Here is a 23,618-nt window from a genome sequence, read left to right on the forward strand (position 1 = left end):
ATAAAGAGGATAGGCTAATAGAATATTTCTTTAAGCTTTGTAATATTGAACAAAAATGGGCTGTCCAGGAGCCACAAAATTGGCAAAGTTAAACTGATGCGTAAATAAGGGCTATTCCTGTTGAAGGAATAGCCCTTTCCTTGTATCAAAATTAAAAGGCCGGTATGGCCGTTTCACTATATTTCTCTTCTAAAAATTTGCGTACCTCCGGGCTTGTCATGGCCTTGGCCAACTTTTGGACTGGCTCAGAATCCACGTTATCCTTGCGTGCCACTAATGTAATCGCAAAGTCATTTTCAACACCTTCTGTGAGAAGAGCGTCATTTTTTGGTGTCAAACCAAGCGGTGCAGCGTAAGCCGGTGTTATCACGATCGCATCTGCTTCATCATACGTTCTCGCTAGCATTAATAAATCCACTTCTTTAAACTGATAGTTTTTAGGGTTCTCGGTAATATCAGACATTGTATAGTATGGACCCTTTTTTTCCTTTAAAGTAATAACTTTATGCTGTGCTAGCAATGCCAATGAACGATCAATATTCGACACATCATTTGCAATGGCAATAACGGCACCCTCTGGCAATTTATCCATTGAATCGTATTCTTTGGAATACACACCATAATTGGCAAAATAAATGGGTTTCACAGGTACAAGCTCGGCATTTTTGTTTCGATTGAATTCCTCCATATAAGGAACGTGCTGGAAGAAGTTCACATCCACTTCTTTTGCCGCTAGTGCGGTGTTAGGCTGCACATTATCACCTAATACAACCATTTCCAGGTTAATGCCCTCCTCTGCCAGCTTTGGTTTAACAAGCTCAAGAATTTCCGTCATTGGGGGAATGAGTGAGGCCACTTTCAATGTTACCTCTTCCTTCTCCTGATTCTGCGCATTTTCTTTCTCTTTTCCTTCATCCGCCTTGCCACATCCTACTAAAAGCAACATAATTGCTGTCATGAGAAAGAGTATTTTTTTCATGATGTTTCCCTCCATTATTTATCTTTTATCAATCATTCTGGCTACAGCTGTTCCAATAAATTGGATAAGCTGTACTAGAATAATCATAATGATAATCATATAAATCATTAGCTCTGTTTTAAACTGCTGATAGCCATACCTGATGGCAAAGTCGCCGATACCGCCGCCTCCGACCACTCCCATGATCGTTGAATAGGAAATAAAGCTGATAATCGATGTTGTTAGTCCGAGGACAAGCCCTGAACGAGCCTCCACGTAAAGAAATTTAAATATGACATCCTTTACAGAAGCCCCCATGGAAATGGCTGCCTCGATCACACCCTTTGGCACATCCAATAAAGATTGCTCGACCAATCGCGAATAATGGGCAATGGCAATGATCGCTAATGGTACGCAAGCAGATGCTGTACCAATGGCTGTGCCGATTATGAGCCTTGTAAACGGGATTAAAAAAACAACCAATAACAAAAATGGGAATGAACGGATAATATTCACAAGTAAATTCAAAATCGAGAAAGCCCACGGATTATCAAGCAAATGACCCTTCCTAGAAAGAAATAGCAAGGTCCCGACAGGCAATCCAATCAAAATCGCAGCTAAAATGGACACACCAACCATCGTAATGGTTTCTCCAATTGACTGCCAAATTTCTGCCTCATATTGAATTAAAATCTCAGGCATGACCCAGCCCACCATTCTCTGCTAATTGTTCGATAAAGTATTCTGGACGATTATCCTTTTTTTGAATCCCGCTTGGTTCGATTAAGACCGTGTCATAAATCTCTCCCTCTGCCATGATCGATACACGATTGCATATACTTTTAATGACATCCAGCTCATGACTAACAATGACAATCGTCACACCGAAGCGTTTGTTGATGTTCTCTAGCACATCTAATATTTCAGCCGTTGTATTTGGATCAAGGGAAGAGGTCGGTTCATCACATAATAACACTTGCGGGTTATTTGCCAATGCCCTTGCAATGGCAACACGCTGCTTTTGTCCCCCGCTTAATTGTGCAGGGTATCTCTCCATCTCACCCTCCAATCCGACAAATTGGAGACACTCTACAACACGGTTCCGACGTTCCTTCTTTGGATAATTTGCCAGCTCTAATGAGGCTGCCACATTGTCATAAACCGTTTTATTTGCCACAAGATTAAAATGCTGAAAGATCATGCCAATCGACTTCCGTGCTCCCCGAAGTGCTTTATTGTTTAATGTTGTCAATCTTTGGCCGTTTACCTCCACGTCGCCCGCATCTGGGGTCTCCAACAAATTCATTAGCCGCAGCAACGTTGATTTCCCTGCTCCGCTTGCTCCGATTATTCCATGGATTTCACCTTTAGGTATTGTTAAAGTAACAGACTTAATTGCCTGAAACTGTGAAAATTTTTTACTCACTTGATGCAGGTTAATCATAAAATCCCACTTTCTATTTGTTGAAAGGTAAGTATAACGCTCTTATAGTTCCATCAAAGAAACACAGCTAATATATTATTTTATCAACTAATGAGGACCTAATGCAAAGACACAAATTAACAGTTAAAGACTTCTAACCCTATTATCATCCTTATGACTAGATTTTTCTATTAATCGGATTATTCCTTTCAAAATAATGGAGAGTACATTATAATTGATAATGGTTATCATTATCAAATGTTGGTTTCTAACCTTAAAATACGAATATTCATAAAGGACGTGGAGGAAAATACATGATTCAGTACCTTGATGAGAAAATTGCCAACTATGAGGTATGTGTCATCTTACCCTCAAATTACGATCAAACCAAGAAATACCGAACAATCTATATGCATGATGGCGGAGAAACTGCCAAACAAGCTACAAACTATATCGATCATTTAATTCTTTCAGGTCAAATTGAACCACTTATCGTTATTGGAATTTAACCAATTAACCGCAACAATGACTATACACCGTGGGAAGCACCATCACTTGCACCACATGCTCCCACTTTTGAAGGACAAGCACAGATTTATTTACATACTGTTGTAACCGAAATAAAGCCATATATAGATGCCCATTATGCTACGAATCCTGAACCTTCACATACAGCTATTTCCGGCTGCTCATTAGGAGGGCTTGTTTCGATTTTTGCCTCCTATTATTATCCAGAGGTATTCCATCAATATATCTCATTATCTGCTTCCTTTTGGTACGAGGATGTTCTTCGCTATCTTCAAGGAGAAAAGATTGAACGGCAAGGAAATATCCATATCAAACCAACTGTGAATCGTCAAAATCATCAGCTCTATTTATATGTCGGGGAATTAGAGGGAATTTATAAAGAAACGATACAAAAGCATATGGTTGACTACACGAAGAAGGCCCACCTTGAATTTATCAAGGAAGGCTATTTGGAATCCAATCTATTATTTGCGTCAGATCCAGAAGGAACTCATGATGACCTATTCTTTTCTAACTACTTCATTAAGTCACTACGTTGGTTATATGGCATAGAAACTAAAAACGAAACGTTGGATTGTTAATTAGTCGATTGCATCACAATTGCCCCCAAGAATGGTGATTGTCTTGGGGGCTGCTTTTTAAAAGAGTCTTTATCTATTGGCGAATAGGAAGTTCCTACTCTTAATGGGTGGCACTACAGAAGCATGATTTTTATCCATCGCATCATATAGAAACTTTGCATCCTCTACCATAAACCCTTCCTCACTTCCAACAGTGATCAAAAGCCTTTGATCAATCCAATGATCGCAATCAGCATGCAGCATAACCTCATGATCGTTCTGCCAAACGGAAGGACTTGTTGCCACTTACGATTGAAAAAGCTTTGAGTAAAAAGAGTCCCGAGCAAGTTGATAGGCCCACTGTCAAACATGTTTTTGTTAATCTGTTATTTCTTCTTTTATATTGCTTTTTCAAAAATTAGTGAATGATTCAGCTACAAGCTTTTTAGCAAGAAATAATCAACGATAACTAAGCAAGGGTTTTCCTCGTGAAAATGTTTTATGGTATGATAGTTAAATTGTTTATCTACCCTGTGACACATTTACATTCATCTAAGAAAAGAGGTATTTATGCACGCCACAGAATTAACCAAGCGACATTGGTTACTCATCTTAACACTTACTTTATTAACATTTGTTCTCGGGACAAGCGAATTTGTTATCGTCGGGATCTTAACCGATATTTCCTCGAGTCTCCATATCACAAATGCCAAAGCAGGCACACTCGTTTCTGCGTTTGCGCTTACGTTTGCCGTTGCCACACCGCTCGTGATGTCGGCAACGAGTCATTTTCCAAAGCGTAAATGGATGTTGTTTCTGATAGGTTCGTTCATCGTTCTGAATGCTTTGTGCGTGATTTCGACGAGCTACATCATGCTCCTTGCACTTCGGATGCTGACTGCGATTGTAACAGGCGTTTTAATTTCCCTTGCCATGGTTGTTGCAAGTGAAACCATGCCGATCGCTAAACGCGGACTTGCTATATCATTCGTTTTCGGTGGCTTTACGCTTGCAAACGTGATTGGAGTACCGATAGGCACTGTCATCGCTGAATGGTACGACTGGAATGCATCCTTCCTGTTAACGACTTTTCTCGGAGCTATTGCGTTTTTGGCATCTTTCTTCGTATTGCCTACTATGCAAAGTACAATTCGCAGTTCGATGCGTGATCAATTTTCTTTGTTAACACACCCGCGAATTTTAATGGCTTTTTTCATTCCATCTCTTGGGTTTGGAGCGACGTATGCCGTTTATACGTATCTTGTTCCGATTCTGAAAGGAATGGAAGCACCAGGCAGTTCAATCAGTTTGATCTTGTTTGGCTACGGATTCATTTCCATTTTCAGCAACATACTTGCTGGTAAAATTGCCAGCTACAATGCGATCGGACGCCTCCGGTTTGTTTTCCTCGTGCAGGCAATCGTTCTGATCAGTTTATATTGGACGACAAATCATTTTATCTTTGGATTGATTAACATTGGCTTGATGTCATTAATGGCCATCCTTTTAACAACATCTACCCAGCTTTATTTGATAGACCTTGCCGGTATTTATCAACCAAAAGCTACAGGGCTAGCTGCTTCACTGATGCCAGTTGCAAGCAATGTCGGTATCGCCTTTGGTTCCGCACTGGGCGGAGTTGTTTACCACCAGGGAAATTTGCTGAATGTGACATGGGTCGGTGGGCTGGTTGCAATCTTTGCAAGTCTTCTAACATTCCTAAGTTATCGCTTAGACCAAAAGCAAAAGAAAGCAGCATAAGAGAAAGCTAAAAACGCATTGGTATGCTTCCTTTGGTACCTCCAATAGAACAAAAATCTTTTCATGGCAAAATAAACAAACCTTCAAATAAATGGAAGAAAGAAGTATCAAGAACGATAGTTGTTCTTTGATACTTCTTTTTTTAAAAGACTAGGTGCTAAAAACCAAGCGGACAATTGCGATTTACGCCGCCTGAATTATATGCCCTTTTTTCCTAGAGTTACCGCCAATGTAAGGAATATATAAGGATAAGTTAATAAGGTAAGCTCTAAAAACCCAAAACCTCCAAAAACTAATATTTCCGGAGCGTGCCCGTCTAAATAATATCCTGTTCCGGTCATATACAAGCCAACAAGAAGATATGTTGTTATAGATATTCCTATTAAAAAATATCCTATGATATTAAACTTAACTTTTGTAAAACTATCTACTAAAATACCTACATATAATAATCCAAGCAGCAGCACTAAAATAGGTATGTATACTGGCTCATAAAAAAAATCACTCATACTTTCAATTAGCATCTTATACCTCCTTCTAAAAATAACCTATACTGGATTACAATTCTTAATATGAGTACTGGCCGCCACGGTTCTAAATTCCAAGAATTTTTATAAAGTGGAAGGTATGTATTCCCATGTTTGCCGTCCAAGTATTGACCTTGTAACTCTGTTAAAATTACTTTTATTCACAATACTAGCTACCCTCTAACCTTATCGGTTCAATAAACCAGGTTATGTCTGAGAAATATTTATCAGTTGGTCGACAACATCAAATAGTGCTGTCGCAATAAATATTTGAACTACTATTAAAATACTCAGTAATATTAAAAGAATTATTTTAAAAGTTGTATTCATGAAAACTTATACCTCTCTTTAGTATGTGTCCTTTATATAATCATGACTTACATCCGATTTAGTAGTTAGTGTTATATAATTAACATTTACCTACAACGGTTAAACCAGCTCTAGCATATGTTCCTGTTGAAGCCCAACCAGCAGCAGAGTTAAAGGTTTTTCCACTTATTTTTCTATTTAAATTCGTTGATCTATCATTTAACTGCCATCCAGCATAATCATATGCCAAATCGGTTTCATGCCCTCATAAGGAAATAAAGTGTCTAACTTTTGGGTTCACTTCATAAACGGCTTTTTTTCTCTTAATTTTTATTGCTCATCATCAAATTCAGATTCTGAACGGTCTCTATCTGTAGGTATTTCATTTTCATATGCATTTTCATACTCAGAAACTACCTCTGTGGCTTCCTCGTTCAAAGAAGCTTTACCTTTTTCCATTTTTTCACTAGTCACATCTCGCTTAATACCTTCAACGTATTCATTCGAATTTGGAGCTGATACTAATAATGAACCATCATCTTGTGCATACGCTAAAAACACATATGATTTTCCTTCTTCCGGTAATGTATCATCTTCATACAAAACAACAGAAGAGCCATCTTCATTTATCCCTCCAGCCTTTTGAATTGGTATGGAAGTATCTGTAACTAGATCACCCTTTATATTTTGCAGGACAGTAACTTGGTAATTTGTATACGGTGTTGAAACCTCTTTAGCACCGTCACTAGTTTCAATTGTTACAGGATCTTTGTATAGAGTGTCAACGTCTTCATCGACTCGGCCTATAAAAACGTAATCTGCATCACCTACAGTTTCATTTGGATCATCCACATCTACAGCAAAAGTACCATCCATTTGAATTACCTTTAGATTTTTTTTATCCTCCGAACTTACATTACTTACATCTTTCTTGGAATTAGAACAAGCTGAAACTATCAAAGAAAGACTAACTATAAATAATAGTGAAGCAAGTAACTGAACTTTTTTCTTACCCATTTTTTCACCCCTCCTCTTCCTGTTAGTATTTCTTATAAGCAGCGGTATAAGCTTTAAATACCTGCTGTAACATTTATTGTGCAAGAAGGAAAAGAATAATAACTTATAGAATGGTATGATCCTATTTATCATTCAGTAAGGAAAGGTGTATTATCATCAAATGTTTTTTCATTTTTTCTCCACCCATTTTTAATTTTCATTCCTATAATGGCATAATAACCATAAATCCCGATTGATAGGTTCCAAAATTGAATTCAGGATTTTCACATATGGAAAACTCCCCTTTCTTTCCGATAGGCTATGTTAAATCTTAAGTTGTTTTACCCCAAAAGAAAAAACCGCCCTTTGAATAGGCGGTTAATTGAACTATCGTTTCCCGTTAGTGGCATTGAATCCCGAAGCTTTGTTTCCTAATCTTTCTCTATTGTAACAAGTGAATAAACTGGACCACCACCTGTACCTGACATGGCACTCTGAGAGACAACCTTCCATCCCTCTTGCAAAAGTTGATTTAAATCACTTAAGTTATTCTTCTTTTCGCTAAGATAATAAACTACGATTGCCTTTTGCATAATACAGCTCCCTCCAGAACTCAATATATCCTATATAAAATTTCGTGATTATACCGAAGCCGTTCGTCGAAGCTTACTGTTTGTTTCATTTACAGTAAACAGACAAGAGGCGACAACATATTTTTCTTATTCGACATTGTGTTCTCATATTCCTTGCTGTTTAACATCTATCCTTTTGTAATACATATGACCTCATTTACAACAACAACCAACTATTTCGTTAACTGGCTATACACTGTGACGTTATTTCGACGACACCACCAAAAACCGGACAATTTGATCCGAGAAGTTAAACCAGTAATGGGCTTTTCTAGCATCGAACATGAACGACTGCTGTTCATGGAGTTCTATTCTTTCTCCCTCTATTTCCACTGTTAACTTCCCTTCGATAATGAATAAGAATTCATGTCCGCTATGAGAAAAAGCGCTTCCTTTATTCTCCCCTGGCTTTAACGTGACTAGAATAGGCGAAAAAACAGCATCACGAATGCCGCTGGATAAATTCTGATAGTGAAATTGTTCATGATTGTAATCTGAATTTTCTTGGGAGCGGTCCTCAGAAAAAAAGAAGCTTGGGCTGACATCTAATGTATCGGCGATTTTTTTTAATGACTCTAATGTGACGCTTGATTTTCCCCGCTCTACTTGTGATAAAAAGCTGATCGAAACGCCTGTTTGTTCAGCAAGGCTCTTTAATGTTAGTTTTCGCTCTTTCCTCAATAATTTGAGTTTTTTCCCGATTGAATCAAAAGGCATACAGATGCCCCCTTTTTTACATAGTATCTAGCTTTATTATACATGACAAAATTTGATGAATGCTCTGTCATTAATAACTTATCAAAAATTATTGACAGAAAATTTTTAATTATTTAAAATAAAGAAAATAATAAATTGAAGTGACACTTCAATTTTAAAGGGGTGACTCATGATGGAAAAGAAACAAATGCGGCGAATATTAATCGCGAGTTTAGTCGGAAGTTCGATTGAGTGGTTTGACTATTTTTTATATGGGACCGTTGCAGCTCTCGTGTTTAACCAGCTATTCTTCGTGAATGAGGATCCGACAATAGGGCTGTTGCTTTCCTATGCATCCTTTGCGTTAGCATTCTTCATCCGCCCTTTTGGCGGAGTGATTTTTAGCCATATTGGCGATCGTATCGGGAGAAAGAAAACACTTGTTATAACACTTAGTTTAATGGGGGTCGCAACATTTGGGATGGGGCTTCTTCCCACGTATCAAGCCGTTGGTATTTGGGCGCCGATTTTATTAATCACGTTACGCTTAGTTCAGGGTCTAGGAATTGGCGGTGAATGGGGAGGCGCGCTTTTATTGGCCGTTGAATATGCTCCCGCTGAAAAACGGGGCTTGTTCGGAGCTATTCCCCAGATGGGTGTTACAATAGGAATGCTGCTTGGAACCATTGCCTTATCTATTATGACACTGCTTCCTGAAAGCGCATTCATGACTTGGGGATGGCGTATACCATTCATTTTTAGTGCTCTGCTTGTATTCTTTGGCCTTTGGATTCGTAAAGGAATTGATGAAACACCTTCATTCAAAAAAGTGAAGGAATCAGGAGAAGTTCCAAAGCTGCCGATTGTAGAAACTCTTAAGAATTATTGGCGTGAAGTGATTATCGCCGTGGGAGCCAAAGTGGTAGAAACAGCGCCATTTTATATTTTCAGCACATTTGTCGTATCATATGCTACTTCGAATCTCGGTTTCTCACGGACAGCTACATTGACTGCAGTCATGATTGCAACAATTATAACGACAATTTTAATACCATTCATGGGGATGTTATCCGATAAAATTGGCCGCAAAAAGCTGTTTATAGGCGGAACGATTGGGATGGCACTGTTTGCATTCCCATACTTCTGGTTGCTGCAGCAAAAATCGGTACTCCTATTAATCATTGCAACAGTGATAGGTTTAGGGGTAATTTGGGCTCCCATCACAGCTGTTCTTGGAACGATGTTCTCGGAAATTTTCGATGCACGTATTCGTTATACCGGCATCACGCTTGGATATCAAATCGGGGCAGCTCTGGCAGGAGGAACAGCGCCGCTAGTTGCAACTGCTTTACTTAATAGGTTTAATAACTCCTATGTTCCTGTCGCCATCTATATTATTTTTGCATCTGTCCTTTCCCTAGTCGCGATTTGGGCAGTTAAGGATCGCAGCAATCAGAAATTAGACGAAACGCATAATAGTAGCGCCATGTAATCTATGGATCTTTACTTCAAGGAGGACAATTGAATGTTGGTTATAAATGAAAAGGAAATTCAACAATCATATGGAATGAAGGACGCAATAGCGGATGTAAAGGCCGTATTACGTGCACATGGTGCTAGAAAAATAGACAACCCTCATCGCACAGTTCTTGCTTTCCCTCAACACGAGGCATCGGCACTTTATATGCCAAGCGCTGATTTATCTGAAGAAGTTTCGGCGGTCAAAGTTGTTACCATTTTTCCAAAGAATCCTTCAAGGGGGATGGCAACAACACAAGGAGTCATCTTGTTGTCAGATGCAGAAAATGGTGAACATTTAGCACTGTTGAATGCTTCATATTTAACACGTCTTAGAACGGGGGCATTGAGCGGCATTGCCACAGACTTTCTTGCTCGTAAAGACGCCAGGGTTCTCACGATCATCGGGACAGGGGCTATGGGATTTGAACAAGCAATCGGTGTGTTAGCCGTAAGGGACATTGAGCGTATTTTATTAGTAAATCGCACACCAGAGAAAGCGCAGAAATTCGGTGAAAAGCTGCGGGCATTCGGAGTAACCGTTCCTTTTGAAGTTTGCGAAGATGTTTCAGCAGCTGTTCGTCAAGCAGATATCATTTGCTGTGCAACCCGCTCGAATGAGCCTGTATTTAATGGACTGGATTTAAAGCCAGGCACACACATTAACGGGGTCGGGTCTTACTTGCCGCATATGAAAGAAGTGGATAATACCACGGTATCACGCGCTGCTAAAATTATCGTCGACGATTTGGCTGGCGTGAAGGATGAGGCAGGAGAACTCATTTCTGCAGCCAATCAGGGAAATTGGTCGTTTAATGATATTCATGGGGAGCTTTTTGAACTTGTCATGCGGACCAAAACAGGCAGGGAAAATGAAGAGGAAATTACCTTCTTTAAGTCAGTCGGTGCTGCTTACTTTGACCTCGCTGTGGCAAAAGGTGTTTACTGCCAATCGAAAGAACGGAACATCGGGATGGAGATTGAGGTATAACAGAAGCTTGTACATTTCGCTATCGCTGAATGTAATAACAACCCTATTTATTTGCCTTAGCTTGCAGTAACATTTCATCTTTAAAATAAGAGACCCTTCTTTCGGAAGGGCCTTTTAAATAACCCTTATCTTTTACAAGCGATCAAGTCTTTATCACGGTCGCTTTTTTTATTATGACTACCCTCTAAACAAAAAAACACTACCAATTAAAATAGCAGTGTCGTTTTCGTGATAACCTTATTGATTCAATAGACCAGGTAATGTCTGAGCAATATTTGTCAGTTGGTCAATAACATCAAATACTGCTTTTGTCATAAATATTTGAACTACTATTAAAATACTCAGTAATATTAAAAGGATTATTTTAAAAGTTGTATTATTCATGAAAACTTATACCTCTCTTTAGTAAGTGGCCTTATTATAATCATAACTTACATCCGATTTAGTCGTTAGTGTTATATAATTATCAAATTTACCTATAACAGTTAATCCAGCTCTAGCATAAGTTCCTGTGGAAGCCCAACCAGCAGCAGGGTTAAAGGTTTTTCCACTTATATTTCTATTTAAATCCGTTGCTCCATCATTTAACTGCCATCTAGCATAATCATATGCCAAACTAGATCGATCATCAATTTTTAGATTTTCCCCGAAATTCATGGAAATCCCTAATGAAAACGGATAACCTAGTGACAAGTTAACAGAAGACGTCCCTTTGTCTCCCATAGGACCCCAATCGTCTAAATGATCTGTATCTGCTGGTATATCTATATTCGTATAAATAGATCTAGCCCATATTCCTTTATAACTTGTGACTTGAGTTATAGGTTTTAAAGTGAAATAATCATATTTTTTACTCTTTTCGCTATTTTGCTTGTACAAGTGCCAATCTGTATCCATTCTAGCAACCAAAAGTCCAAGACGATATCCTTTTTCAACCAAATCATATTTATTTTTAACTCTTACACTTTCTGCTTTTACTTTATTATTAGTAATAAAAGTAGAAGCATCAGTTGTATTTTTTTCTTGATTAATTTCATTTTCAATATCAATAATCTCTGATTGAGTATTTAAAACCTCTTGTAACAGCATTTCTTTTGTGTTGGGAATTGAATTACCATTTTCATCGAAATTCGAAATTATTAATAGAAACATCTACAAACTGAAGTTCTTGACTTTTATCTATTGTATACCCTATTACATGACTTGTATATTCAGAATCAGCAGCATCAAGAGTACCTTTTTCATTCACTTCATCGTCTGAAGGTTTTTCGTCAACAAATTCTTTACCATTTTCAATTGCTTTTTTATTCAATTCTTCTTCACTCAAACCAAATTCTAACTGTCCATTATTCTCTTTAACTGAAAGTTTATCTAAATCTAAGATTTCTTTATAATCCTCTGCTTGAACATCACCGTAAAGAAATACTCTTTTACCACCTTCTATTTCAGCTTTCAAAAAATCTTTATATAATTTATTACCTTCAACAACAGCCGCATCAGCAGCAATAGAATTAGATTTCTCAAAATCTCTTTTATTATCGGGGGAAACAACGCTAACGTTCAATTCATTATTATCAACTTTATCTCGAATATCTTCAAACTCCGGATCACTATTTTCTTCAACAACAGTATTAACCGTTTCTTCTGTACTTGTTTCATCATCAGCAAAAATAACTATATTCTTTTCTTCCGATGATTCATTCGTGTTTTCTTTCCTATCATTAGCTTTGGCAAAGAAATTAACTGAATAACTACTAAAGAAAAAAAGCAAAGACAAAAGTACAACAAAACTACCTTTTAATATTTTTTTTGTTTTACTCAAAATACACCCTCACTATTCTAATTAAATATCAACATACATGTTATGTATAAAGTTACACATATTATATTTTTTTGTATATTTGGTCATTAATGAAACGTTTTCGAGAGTCTTGTTTAGGATTGGGGCGCTAACAACTAAGTCTAATTGATCTATACATCCCACACTTTTTTCTTACCATTTGTCTCCTGTTTAAATTCCAAATCATATTTTATTTTGTTACTTTTCCTCCAAGTTCCTTACCTCCGAAAATGGTTCAAACGCTACTTCATGTATGGTCCTCTTAAAAGGTGTTAATACCTTCAAGTTCCCCCGGTAAATTCAGAGACAACTCATACATATTTTCATATACTTCTATACTTTCATTTACATCATTACTCATATTTATTTCTGTCAATACAGCTTTAAATTAAACGTACTCAACAAAACACACAAACTGCCTACCATCATTAACTGTTTTTGCATTTTCTTATCCTCCTTTATTAATTTTCATTTCCATAATCACATATTAACCAAGAACTAAAATTTATAGATTCCAATTTTGAAATCAGAAATTTCACATATGGAATATTTCTTTCTGTGATCCACTCTTAAAAACCAAAATATATAAGAATACTCAAGAAAATTAGTAAGAGTTAGAAAACCGTTACACCTCTCATGTGATACCTTTCCCCCACAAATAAAAAGCCCCTGACACTAGAAGTGCCAAGGGTTTGAACGATTAATGAATTTATACATATAGTTTGCATTTCCAACATTTCTCGAGAGTAAAAGTTTTAATTCTGAAATAATCATTATATCATCCCTATTTTTTATTGATTTTTGAACGAATAAGTATAGATATGGCACAAGTACCATAGAGAAATAAAGCTACGAAAAGTAAAGGTACTAATATTGTTGATATTTGATCTTTTGGGACAACCCAAAATAATAGAACTGCAAAGGAAATTGTTCCACTTAACCCCACGAATATCGCATAAAATAATAATCCGAAATTTAAAGCCTTTTTATAATTCTCTTTATTTGTAGACATCAATATCAAACTTCACCACCTAATTTTAATTTTGTTTTAACCACTGTTTTTTAGAATTACTTATTTTCTTCTAATCCTACCTTTACTCCTACTCCGATACTGTAACTTTAGAAAAATAACTTCAAGCAACTCCCTATTTGGAGTAAGCACCAGTCAAAAACTCCTCCTCAGACCCTATTTACGACAAATAAAAAGAATCCATCTTGAAAAAAGATGGATCATTTTCTATCTGTGTTGCTGTGTCGATTCAGTTTTCATGCAGAGTTGATTGGAGCGGGTGTACGAGACTCCTGCGGGAATACGCATCCAGGGGGAGACCCCGCAGGCGCAAAAGCGCCGAGGGCGGACCGCCAGCGGAAAGCGAGTGCCTGCAGTGGAATGAAACGATCAAAGCATACCCTCCAAATATGAGCAAGTTGTATGCCCCCTATAATGCGGAAGATTGACTTAATTCATTCTGATCTACCCGTTTCTGCTTCAGCTACCTTTTTGACACGATCTAAAAATTCAACGACCACTTTATCGGTAGCAAATAATAATAATAATTTCAAAAACCACTTTAATGGCCGACTGGTGACTGTATATGTAAAGGAAGTTCTATTGTCATTGATTTTATTTAGTTCATATAAAGCGGTAATATCAAACATTTTTGCAAGTATGAAGCCTACTTTAAGCTTTTTCTCATTAGTTTCATTCAAATACTCTAATGTTTCTATATCATACTCTTCTGTTCGTTTTCCTTCTCTATATTTTTGACGATATACGCTTCCAACCATTTCTTCCGTTATTTTAACGGGCTTGTGTTCAACTACTTGAGGCATGATTTTTTGCATATTTTCTACAGAACCGTCAAGAAACTTCCATACCTGTTCAATTGGGGCATTTATTTCTATTTCTTTTGTCCATTTTTTCAATGAAAATCACCTCTGTCTCTATTATATTTCCTTTATTATGTAAAACCAAATTTCGAACTGATTAATCGGCAAATAATTCAAGTTACATTAGATACATTAACCAACTCTTTTTGAATTTAAATGTCGTTCTGTAAATAAATTACTTATTAAGATTCTCTTTTTTGGTGTTATTCTTGTATAATAAACCAAACGGTTACTTTTTCAGGAGAATCCTATGAATTTTATTTATATTAATCAAAACATATTAGATAATCTCTTTTATATCTTAGTAAGCATTTTGATATATTACATTTTATTAGATCATGGCAAAAGGTTAAGTCAGTATGGCAAGACCCTTATTACTGCATGCATGAGCATTCCTATTATTTTATGTATGAAGTTTCCTATTTATATCGATGAATATTGTGTCCACGATCTCAGGCAAATTCCTTTTATAATAGGGACCCTTTATGGTGGCTGGCCTGTAGGGGCTGCCCTGTTAGTCATCATATTAACTTTTAGGTTTGCTTTTTATGGTTTCAATTTACTTACGTTAATTGTATATATCGTAATATTTATTATAACGGCTCTATTTTCTTCCAAATTCAAAAATTTCAATCGAAAAAATAAGATTAATAGCTCGATACTATTAATTCTGTTTCTTGGAATCCTAACGAGCTTCATTTCACTCGTTATGTCTGATTATTTTCGAATAACGGAGGCGTATGTATTTTACTTTATTATCCTCCCTCCTTTCATTATTGCTTTAGCTGTATATATAATGGAAATTTTAAAAGATGCCATTTTAATCCGGACACAAATGATAAGGCTTGAAAAAATGGAGGTAGTCAGTCAGCTTGCAGCAAGCATTTCACATGAAGTTAGAAATCCTTTAACGGTTGTGAAAGGATTTGTTCAACTGCTAAAGACTCCTGATCTGACTCAGGAAGTAAAAGAACAATATATAGAGCATATTGTCAGGGAGCTTAATAGTGCAGAATCCATTATTAGTGAATACTTAGCATTTGCAAAACCTGCACTTGAGAAAGTGGATCCTATTTCAATTAACCGTGAAATAGGATATGTAATTGAAATGATCAAACCATTGGCTAGCATGAATTTAGTTACTATATCTAATCAGTTGACTCCAGGCATTACCCGGGGGAATATTCAGCATTTCAAGCAATGCTTCCTAAATCTCATTAAAAATGGTATAGAGGCAATGCCAAACGGCGGGGAACTTAATATTGTTTCCTATGTAAATAATTTCGACATCATTATCGAAATAAGTGACAATGGAGTAGGAATGAACAAAGAGCAAATAAATCGTTTTGGCGAGCCTTATTACAGTTCCAAAGAAAAAGGGACTGGGTTGGGATCAATGGTGGCTGTTAAGACCATCCAAACGATGAATGGTACACTTCATATAACAAGTCTTTTGAATAAGGGAACAACGATTTCAGTAACACTTCCCGTTTATGATGAAGATTATTCTGCAAAATAATAAAAAAGTCCGCCGTAAATGGCGGACTTCAGACTGTAGACAAACTCGAAGAAAAGCGAATTTGCCTGCAGTTTTATTTAATAGAAGTTCCAGTTGATTTCAGAAATCCGCTCCCTTTCCGCGGACTGTCTGCCAAGCCTCCTCGACGCAAGCGTCTGTGGGGTCTCGACTAGACAGTTATTCGCAGGAGTGTCGCAAATTTCTTCAATCCAATAAGGATTACAGTAAAAAAACATAAAAACCGGAGCAGTTTATTCGACCCGCTGCACTGTCTTGGGCTGTTGACGCAGTTTATCGACCTAAACCACACAATATTCGGCCGTTCACGCACAGTATTCGACCTAAACCACATAGCATTCGACCGTTCACGCTCAGTATTCGACCTACCCCGCATAGTATTCGACCGTTGAGGCACTATATTCGACCGTTCGCGAATTTTTTCGAACTTCACCTCACTTTTCGGACTCTTAACCCCTTATGTCCGCAAAATAAAAGTCCGCCATTATCGGCGGACTTTTTACTTTATTTTTTCTGGTCAAGGCATTGATAAACGGCCATCATGTCTCGTTTGTTCAATTCCCGAATCCGGGCGAAAATGGGGATATCGGCCACGGCCTCGGTACGTTCACTTTCAGCCACGACATCACTTACTTTCCCTGTCAGCCAGGTCTGGACGTCGATGTCTTCGACGATTTCTTTACGCCCTTCATCATCGATGCCACTGGCATGACAGCTCACACAAGGAATCGTTAATTTATACACACCGTCATGGATGTTGTCTTCTGAAATGACTTTCTTGCCATTACAGAATGGGCATTTATGACTTGCTTTAATTTTATTGATTTGGGTAACGATTTTTTTGTAGCCGAATGCTTCATAGACATAGGTTAGTTTTTTGTATTTGCCATTGGTGAAATATTTATCAATAATGGTTTCTCTTGTTTCGTTAATATTGGCAAAGTCACAGATGGTAATCTGATTTTTGCTACTGATTGCTTCGATATTGCCTTTAATGCTGTCCCAGAATGGCTGGGTATTTTGTAAAACCACTTCATAGCCGACGAAGCTTGCTAGTTCGAGCTCAAGCATTTTCAACGCCGCTTTTGTTTCACGTGGAAGGAATGACACATCATCAGTGAGTGCGATATCGCCGCCCACAATCGCTTTTAGTTTCTCCAGTTCCGGCAGCTTCCCTACGATTTTGATGACTTGATCAATTGGCTGTTGGATGATCTCGCGAATGTCCGTATCACCAAACATCAGCTTTTTATGATGTTTGAGAACCGTTCCTTGACAGACTGGACAGTCGATCATTTCTTTTGTTTCTTTCATCTGCTCTTTAATGATAGATTTCGATACAAAGATATAACGCCCAATGATGAAATTGAACCCTTCCCAAATTCGCGATGCCTTGCCTGCTTTATCGTAAAAGGACTTTTCCCAATACCCATATAAGAAGGTATGTTTTTCGGCATCTGTCATCTCATTATAGCTTTTACTAATGTCGTGACCGAGTTCATTCTTGATCTCATCAAACAGGAATTCCAGTTTTGAATGCTGATAATATTTTAATACTTCCATCACGTCCGGATGCAATAAACCATCCCAGAATGGCACGTTTTTGTCTTGTATGACTACATCGAAATCGAATTTTTCAATGACCCGGCGTCCCGAACAGCTTGGACAATGATTTTCTGCAGAATAGAAATCGAAGCTTCTTGTATCCTTATTGGTCGGATGTGCAGCCACTATATGGTTGATCATTCCGCCCAATTCATAAAGAAACGTATATTGACTGTACAAGTGCCGTTCAAGGTCGATGGCGATGACAGGTGCAATCGTGTCTGACTCGTACTCCCCATAAATCACACGAGCGATTGGTGATAAGCTTTTTAAAATGCCGCCCTTATAGACGTTCTCTGCGTTTTTAAAATAGTCCAGATGATTTTCCTGTAAATAATTGATACCAGTTTTTGACCGGAGCGTCGAAGAGATATGCAATGGCTCCACTTGATCGTCACTGTCTTTGTGACTGTAATAATCATCATGACTGACAACGTCAAGATGCTGGACAGGTGTTAGCTGTCTTTTGCCAAAATCCACGATATAATCCGAGCTTTCCAGCATATAGGCATTATGTTCAATCATGATGATGGAGACGGATTCATCCTCCAGAATGACCCTGACACTGTCAATGAATTGGTTTAAAATATTTTGCGATAACCCTTTTGAAGGCTCGTCAAAAATGAACAGCGTGTGCGGGTTCCTTGTCTTCGCAAACAGCTCGGAAACTAAGTGGACACATTGAAATTCACCCGTCGATAGTGTTTGTGTTTTTCTTTCTAACGTCAAATAACCAAGCCCAAGTTTGATCAATAAGCTCAAACGTTTATGTGCGATGTCTTCTTTTGGCAATTCTTCAATAATATCTTCGATTGAACGCTGAAAAATATCATCAATTTCATCACTGTATTTGGTTAGCTTCTTTTTAATATCAAGAAACGTCGCAACGGTTGACCGGCTGGTGATCGATTTATTTCGGTCCTGCCCGACCATGACCAGCTTATCCTTTGGATACCGCTTCTGAAAATCTTTGGAGATGCATTCATTGACTAGTGTAGATTTACCGCAGCCTGATTCCCCCGTAAAGGTAACGAGTCTATTCTTGGGAATCCGGATTTCTTCCATTTGAATATTACGGCAGTAAAGATCCTGAAATTGATAGTATTCAGTAGGCGCTGCTTCATTTCGCTTCCAGCTGATTGGTTTGGGCCGCGGTGATTCCTCAACGATTTTCCCGCCATATTTTCCGCTGCCGGGTCCAAAGAACAATTGGTCATCAGTGCTATCCAACACCGTGTCTGAGTGATCAATGAGCCAACTTTGATTTTTATAACCTAATTGCTTAATCTGTTCCAAAATTTTCAAAAGGGTTTGATGATCAAGACCGACGGAGATTTCATCGATGATGATCACGGTATTTTCACTTGTTGCCATGAATTCGGCCAAGTAAAGCCGGGTTAATTCCCCTCCTGACACTGTCCCCATAATACGGTTCAAGCCTAAATAACCAATATTCATATTGATTATATTTTGGAGAATATGCTGTTTAGCTTCACTAATATGTAATGTCTCTGCGAGTGAAAGGATCGTTTCGATGCTTAAGTTGTTGATATCGGATATAGTATGCGGGCGATCTAATAATTCAATGGTATATTGCTCGACTTCTTGATTGTAGCGCTTCCCCTCACACTTTGGACATTCGACATTTTTCGTCGTACCGCGTCCTTTACAAGTGGGGCACCAGCCTAAGGCATTATTAAATGAAAAAACTTCCGGAGAAAGATTGAATTTTTCTGCAAGACAAACACGAATCTCTTTAAACACACCAGTATGTGTGCCAATGGTCGAACGGAGATTAGCTGAAATGGATGATTTGCCGAGAAAAAGGACCAGAGGCATTTCCTCCATCTTGATGGCACTGAAGTTGGTTTCCATAATATTAGGGAATAAATACTGATATTCAGACTTCGGCAATAAGGAAACGAGACGCTTCTTGGATTCTTCGCCAATGGTTTGACAAAAAGTCGTCTTCCCGGAACCTGATAAACCAGCAATTCCTAATGATTGGTCGTCTGGCAGTGATGAATCTAAATGGCATATATTATTCGCTATTAATCGATTTATTTTCATTTGTAACTCCTCTCATTTTTTTAAGCTCAGTCTTTCATATTAGCACAGCAGTATATGTATTTGGTATTTTTTTTAACGGTACCCCATCCTTCTATTCTTTCACATTACGCTGTTTCAAAAACGTATGATTCATCGACAAAAAACGAGGAGTAAGGATTGAATTTTTTTAAAGCCTTCTTATAGATTATAAAAGCCCCTCTCGACTAAGAGAAGGGCATTTCTTATAAAGTATGACCACATTTTTATCCAATACACTTATTTTGTATTAGACTTTTTTGCCTTGTTTTCAAGATCGCTTTTAGGCTCGGTGGAGAATTCCACATCTTTTCCATGTCCCTGCGGGTTAACACTTGGTGCGATGCGACCTCTTCCTGTCTTTTTACTCATTTCCTTCACCTCCAAGTATATGATGTTGGACGGATCTACTTTAAATTACGGGTGTAATTAAATGTGTCTTTGTTCTGAGGAACATCAGGATCTTTTTTCCCGGCAGGCTGTACTGCTCTTCCTGTATTTCCGCTATAGCCTTCTTCCATGGGCCCTGGATAATGATAATGACCATCATTAACTGATTGAGTTGTTGATTCACCAGTCACCTGGCTTCCTCCCGTTTCCACCTGTTCTTTCTCGTTAGTCAATCCATCTCCTCCTTTTTCCTAAAGATTTTCTTTTATAGTATTTCGATAAAAGAGCAATAAAATTAAAGGAGAAAAAAGGAAGCACTAATAATTACTCCATTCTTTGTTAATTGGAGGTCAGAAGTAAGCTCTCCGTTCCATCGTTTTTCAAGAAAGGACTTGGTTCGCCAACAGTATATATTTGTAAGTTATGCATAGCCCTGGTACATGCGGTGTAGAACAATCTACGCAGGCTCTCATCACCATATGTTTGCACAGATGCATCATAAATGATGACAGCATCAAATTCGATGCCCTTGGCCAAATAAGCCGGAATAACAACAACTCCCTGTTCATATTCATTTGTGCCTTTCTGAACGAGTTTAATTTCACCTTGGACACTAAGGGCATCGTATGCAACGGCACTTTCCGCAGCAGATTTACAGATTATTGCGATTGTATTATACTCACGACTTTGAAAGTATTTGACTTTAGACAGAATTTCACGGTGCAATTCATCTCGGCTGGACACATGAGTGAGTACAGGCTTCTCGCCTTCTCGATTGAATGCCTTAATTCGATGGCCTTCTGGAATTAGTTCACGTGTGAATTCTATAATCTGCTTTGTGGATCTGTAGCTTTGATCCAAGGTTATGCTCTCGGTTTCACTTACTCCGTATAAACTGGTAAGGGTCTGGAAATCCACCCGTTCGCTGGCATGTGCAAATATTGCTTGGTTAAAGTCACCGAGCACGGTCATCCTAGCAGAAGGAAACAATCGTTTCAAAAACTCGAATTGAAATGGAGAATAATCCTGTGCTTCGTCAACAAGAACATATTTTATAGAAGTATTCGACTGGAATCCTTGAATTAACTCCTTCAGCAGCAAAAATGGAGTCGCGTCTTCGTAATACAGTTTACCTTCATCCAGCATTTTTTGGGTTGATAAGCAAATTTCCCTTTCGGCAGGTGTTTCACCCTCATTCCACAGTTCGATCCGCATTTGTTCGTCAAAAAGTTGCTTGTATATTCCCTTAATATTGATAAAATGAAGTGCTTTTATCCGTTTGCGTAACGTCTTCAATTTCTTTCGAACAATCATACGCGCAAGCATTTTATTCTCTATCTCATAATCGTCAAAGGAATCTTCAGTATGACCGCGTTTTTTCTCTAAATAGGTGTATACCTTTTGGTAATCTTCTTTGCTAAGATACTCGATTTCCTCCTGGACCCACGGTTGTTTCAACTCAAACTTTTCCCTTTCATCAAGTAGCTCACATAACCACTCTTTCAGCTTTTCAATCCTATTGTGAAATCTTAATGTGGTGTCTGTGTTATAAAATCTTTCTGAGATTTGTTTGGCCGAGACGAGCGTTTCCCCCCGGAACTTTACCCCTCTAAAGATCATTCCGGATTGCTCCAATGATTGTCTGTATGTTTTGATGATCTCAAAGAAGCGAATCGATGCCTTAAATTGGATACTCGCTGTCCTGGTGCTATAGGAAGGATCATCCGCTCCAGTCAGCAAAAATTCCAATTGCTCATAAGGATCCTCAACTTGAAAAGAGTCAGTCAGACGATGATCCAGGTATTCCTGGAATGTTACCTGCTGCATATTCTCTTCGCCAAGTTCGGGTAACACATTGGATACGTAGTTATTAAACATGGAGTTAGGAGAGAATAGAATGATTTGATCCGCTTTCAGCCTTTCTCGATTCTTGTAGAGCAAGTAAGCGATCCGTTGGAGGGCAGCTGATGTCTTCCCGCTGCCAGCGGCACCTTGAACAATGAGCAGACGTCCGCGATCGTTCCGGATGATCCTATTTTGCTCCCGTTGAATGGTGGCCACAATACTGTGCATATGCTTATCCGTTCCCTTGCCAAGCACCTGCTGCAGGATCTCATCCCCAATGGTGAGACTCGTATCGAACATTGATTCGATAACGCCTCCCTTGATGGTGTATTGCCACTTGTTCTCCAGCATCCCCCGAATTACGCCTCCGGGAGTGGAGTATTCTACAGGACCGGGAGGATAGTCATAATAAACACTCGAAATCGGGGCCCTCCAATCGTAGATAATGAAGTTTTCTCCTGTTGCATCAGTAAGAGTGGAAGTCCCAATATAAATTTGTTCCGTAAGGGGAGACCCCTCTTCAGTGATTTCAATCCGGCCGAAATAAGGTACTTCCTGCATGCGGCGCAGTGTTGACAGCCTCTTGAAGGCATATCTATGTGCGCCTTCGCTTTGTGACAAGTCTTGAGCCTGCTGCCTTAAGCCAATGATCGTCTCGAGGTAATCATCGAAAGTATCGATATTAACCTTGAGGTCATCCCAAAAGTGTTTACGGATATTAACAACTTCTTTTTTACGCTTTGAAGTTTCACCTTCTATTTTGCTGATTTGTTTCGTGATTGTTTCTATCACCTCATCCAAACGTTCTTGCTCCTGCCGAATTTCATCGTTCATAACAGACACTCCTTTAAAAAATGAGAAATTAGGGGTTGACTAGAGGTGAGTTTTACCTTATACTTATAGTAAGGGGTAAACTGTTTTTGTATATTATAAAATGTGTTTCTATACTAATTTATCATAATTTCTGAATGATATCAATGTATATTTCATAACAGTTGCCATAATGAATCGTCATTTTATACTCTAATTTAAAATTTAAAGTTAGGAACCAGTTAAGCAAGCAGCTTGACTGGTTTTTTTTTTGACTATTTTCATCTCGAAAGCCTAGTCCTGTTTTTGCTGCAACAATCACATCAACGGTTGATTCGTTGTAACGATGACACGTGATATTGTCTTGACTTAATATTGTTTGTTAGATAATGTTTAGAAAAAAACTTTTTGCAGGAGAATTTATAATGAAAAAATATAAAGCATGTCAAAGTTGTGGAATGCCGCTTTCTAAAGATGAATTAGGTGGAGGAACTGAAAAAGATGGTAGTAAAAGCACTAAATATTGTAGTCATTGTTATATAAATGGTGAATTCACTCAAAATATTACTGCGATAGAAATGCAAAAATTTGTCCAAAATCATTTGATGGAAAATATGAAAATGCCTAAATTTATTGCTAAGTTTTTTACTAGAGGTATCCCAAAGTTAAAGCGATGGAATAAGTAAACTACAGAAAACGAAAAAACTGTCATTCAAA

The 23,618-nt window shown here is 38.1% G+C and carries 20 protein-coding genes and 2 pseudogenes; 6 read left to right on the forward strand and 16 right to left on the reverse strand.

The window, feature by feature from the left end; genetic code table 11:
- Positions 1-151: 151 nt before the first annotated feature.
- From ABC374_RS20020 to ABC374_RS20030, 3 genes are read right to left on the reverse strand one after another with little or no spacing between them, the layout of a single operon-like run.
- Positions 152-979 carry a MetQ/NlpA family ABC transporter substrate-binding protein gene (locus tag ABC374_RS20020; RefSeq protein WP_350300051.1) on the reverse strand — a complete coding sequence of 276 codons (828 nt, stop codon included), beginning with the start codon at positions 977-979 and terminating at the stop codon, positions 152-154.
- Positions 980-997: 18 nt separating this feature from the next.
- Complete coding sequence (locus ABC374_RS20025; protein WP_350300052.1) at positions 998-1,660, reverse strand: methionine ABC transporter permease; 663 nt, start codon at positions 1,658-1,660, stop codon at positions 998-1,000.
- The gene (locus tag ABC374_RS20030; protein ID WP_413019540.1) at positions 1,653-2,402 is read right to left on the reverse strand and encodes a methionine ABC transporter ATP-binding protein; all 750 of its coding nucleotides are present in this window, start codon (positions 2,400-2,402) and stop codon (positions 1,653-1,655) included. Before ABC374_RS20030 ends, ABC374_RS20025 begins: the two co-directional genes overlap by 8 nt.
- A gap of 293 nt (positions 2,403-2,695) precedes the next feature.
- Here ABC374_RS20030 and ABC374_RS20035 point away from each other — a divergent pair.
- Together ABC374_RS20035 and ABC374_RS20040 are read left to right on the forward strand one after the other, a co-directional pair.
- Positions 2,696-3,490: pseudogene (locus tag ABC374_RS20035) on the forward strand (alpha/beta hydrolase).
- 549 nt (positions 3,491-4,039) lie between these two features.
- On the forward strand, positions 4,040-5,230 hold the full coding sequence (locus tag ABC374_RS20040) for an MFS transporter (RefSeq protein WP_350300055.1): 1,191 nt from the start codon (positions 4,040-4,042) through the stop codon (positions 5,228-5,230).
- Positions 5,231-5,427: 197 nt separating this feature from the next.
- Here ABC374_RS20040 and ABC374_RS20045 read toward each other — a convergent pair whose 3' ends face one another.
- From ABC374_RS20045 to ABC374_RS20065, 6 genes and pseudogenes are all read right to left on the reverse strand, one after another.
- Positions 5,428-5,754 (reverse strand): hypothetical protein, encoded by a 327-nt coding sequence (locus tag ABC374_RS20045; RefSeq protein ID WP_413019541.1) that lies wholly within the window; start codon positions 5,752-5,754, stop codon positions 5,428-5,430.
- Between the two features lie 412 nt (positions 5,755-6,166).
- Positions 6,167-6,316 (reverse strand): hypothetical protein, encoded by a 150-nt coding sequence (locus ABC374_RS20050; RefSeq protein ID WP_413019542.1) that lies wholly within the window; start codon positions 6,314-6,316, stop codon positions 6,167-6,169.
- An 80-nt stretch (positions 6,317-6,396) separates the two neighbouring features.
- Positions 6,397-7,083, reverse strand: coding sequence for a cell surface protein (locus tag ABC374_RS20055; protein WP_413019543.1), 687 nt, complete (start codon positions 7,081-7,083; stop codon positions 6,397-6,399).
- Between the two features lie 410 nt (positions 7,084-7,493).
- Positions 7,494-7,655 carry a hypothetical protein gene (locus ABC374_RS20060; RefSeq protein ID WP_413019544.1) on the reverse strand — a complete coding sequence of 54 codons (162 nt, stop codon included), beginning with the start codon at positions 7,653-7,655 and terminating at the stop codon, positions 7,494-7,496.
- A 48-nt stretch (positions 7,656-7,703) separates the two neighbouring features.
- Positions 7,704-7,819, reverse strand: a pseudogene (locus ABC374_RS28765) (IS1595 family transposase); the annotation flags it as partial.
- A 79-nt stretch (positions 7,820-7,898) separates the two neighbouring features.
- Positions 7,899-8,411, reverse strand: a complete 513-nt coding sequence (locus ABC374_RS20065; protein WP_260358546.1) for a helix-turn-helix domain-containing protein — start codon at positions 8,409-8,411, stop codon at positions 7,899-7,901.
- Positions 8,412-8,583: 172 nt separating this feature from the next.
- On the opposite strand from ABC374_RS20065, the gene ABC374_RS20070 reads away from it, so the two are divergent.
- Both ABC374_RS20070 and ABC374_RS20075 read left to right on the forward strand, forming a co-directional pair.
- Entirely contained in the window at positions 8,584-9,882 is a 1,299-nt protein-coding gene (locus tag ABC374_RS20070; protein ID WP_413020406.1) for an MFS transporter, read from the forward strand.
- Between the two features lie 33 nt (positions 9,883-9,915).
- A complete protein-coding gene (locus tag ABC374_RS20075; RefSeq protein WP_413019545.1) occupies positions 9,916-10,899 on the forward strand; it encodes an ornithine cyclodeaminase family protein in 984 nt (327 codons plus the stop codon).
- 402 nt (positions 10,900-11,301) lie between these two features.
- Here the strand turns inward: ABC374_RS20075 and ABC374_RS20080 are convergent, their stop codons facing one another.
- The 3 genes from ABC374_RS20080 to ABC374_RS20090 form a co-directional block, all read right to left on the reverse strand.
- The gene (locus ABC374_RS20080) at positions 11,302-12,051 is read right to left on the reverse strand and encodes a hypothetical protein (RefSeq protein ID WP_413019546.1); all 750 of its coding nucleotides are present in this window, start codon (positions 12,049-12,051) and stop codon (positions 11,302-11,304) included.
- Complete coding sequence (locus tag ABC374_RS20085; protein ID WP_413019547.1) at positions 12,020-12,721, reverse strand: hypothetical protein; 702 nt, start codon at positions 12,719-12,721, stop codon at positions 12,020-12,022. Before ABC374_RS20085 ends, ABC374_RS20080 begins: the two co-directional genes overlap by 32 nt.
- Positions 12,722-14,203: 1,482 nt before the next feature.
- Complete coding sequence (locus tag ABC374_RS20090; RefSeq protein ID WP_413019548.1) at positions 14,204-14,665, reverse strand: SRPBCC family protein; 462 nt, start codon at positions 14,663-14,665, stop codon at positions 14,204-14,206.
- A 214-nt stretch (positions 14,666-14,879) separates the two neighbouring features.
- Between ABC374_RS20090 and ABC374_RS20095 the strand changes: the two genes are divergently transcribed.
- The gene (locus tag ABC374_RS20095) at positions 14,880-16,148 is read left to right on the forward strand and encodes an ATP-binding protein (RefSeq protein ID WP_413019549.1); all 1,269 of its coding nucleotides are present in this window, start codon (positions 14,880-14,882) and stop codon (positions 16,146-16,148) included.
- Between the two features lie 522 nt (positions 16,149-16,670).
- Here the strand turns inward: ABC374_RS20095 and ABC374_RS20100 are convergent.
- The 4 genes from ABC374_RS20100 to helD form a co-directional block, all read right to left on the reverse strand.
- Positions 16,671-19,841: an ATP-binding cassette domain-containing protein gene (locus ABC374_RS20100; protein ID WP_413019550.1), complete on the reverse strand. Its 3,171-nt coding sequence runs from the start codon at positions 19,839-19,841 to the stop codon at positions 16,671-16,673.
- A gap of 255 nt (positions 19,842-20,096) precedes the next feature.
- Positions 20,097-20,228: a small, acid-soluble spore protein L gene (gene sspL / locus ABC374_RS20105; RefSeq protein WP_034304091.1), complete on the reverse strand. Its 132-nt coding sequence runs from the start codon at positions 20,226-20,228 to the stop codon at positions 20,097-20,099.
- A 35-nt stretch (positions 20,229-20,263) separates the two neighbouring features.
- A complete protein-coding gene (locus tag ABC374_RS20110; RefSeq protein WP_350300065.1) occupies positions 20,264-20,479 on the reverse strand; it encodes a hypothetical protein in 216 nt (71 codons plus the stop codon).
- Positions 20,480-20,585: 106 nt separating this feature from the next.
- The gene (helD, locus tag ABC374_RS20115; RefSeq protein ID WP_413019551.1) at positions 20,586-22,925 is read right to left on the reverse strand and encodes an RNA polymerase recycling motor HelD; all 2,340 of its coding nucleotides are present in this window, start codon (positions 22,923-22,925) and stop codon (positions 20,586-20,588) included.
- Positions 22,926-23,326: 401 nt separating this feature from the next.
- Between helD and ABC374_RS20120 the strand changes: the two genes are divergently transcribed.
- Positions 23,327-23,587 (forward strand): zinc ribbon domain-containing protein, encoded by a 261-nt coding sequence (locus ABC374_RS20120; protein WP_350300067.1) that lies wholly within the window; start codon positions 23,327-23,329, stop codon positions 23,585-23,587.
- The last annotated feature ends 31 nt before the right edge of the window (positions 23,588-23,618 follow it).

The sequence above is a fragment of the Peribacillus phoenicis genome, assembly GCF_047238085.1.
Classification (GTDB): domain Bacteria; phylum Bacillota; class Bacilli; order Bacillales; family DSM-1321; genus Peribacillus.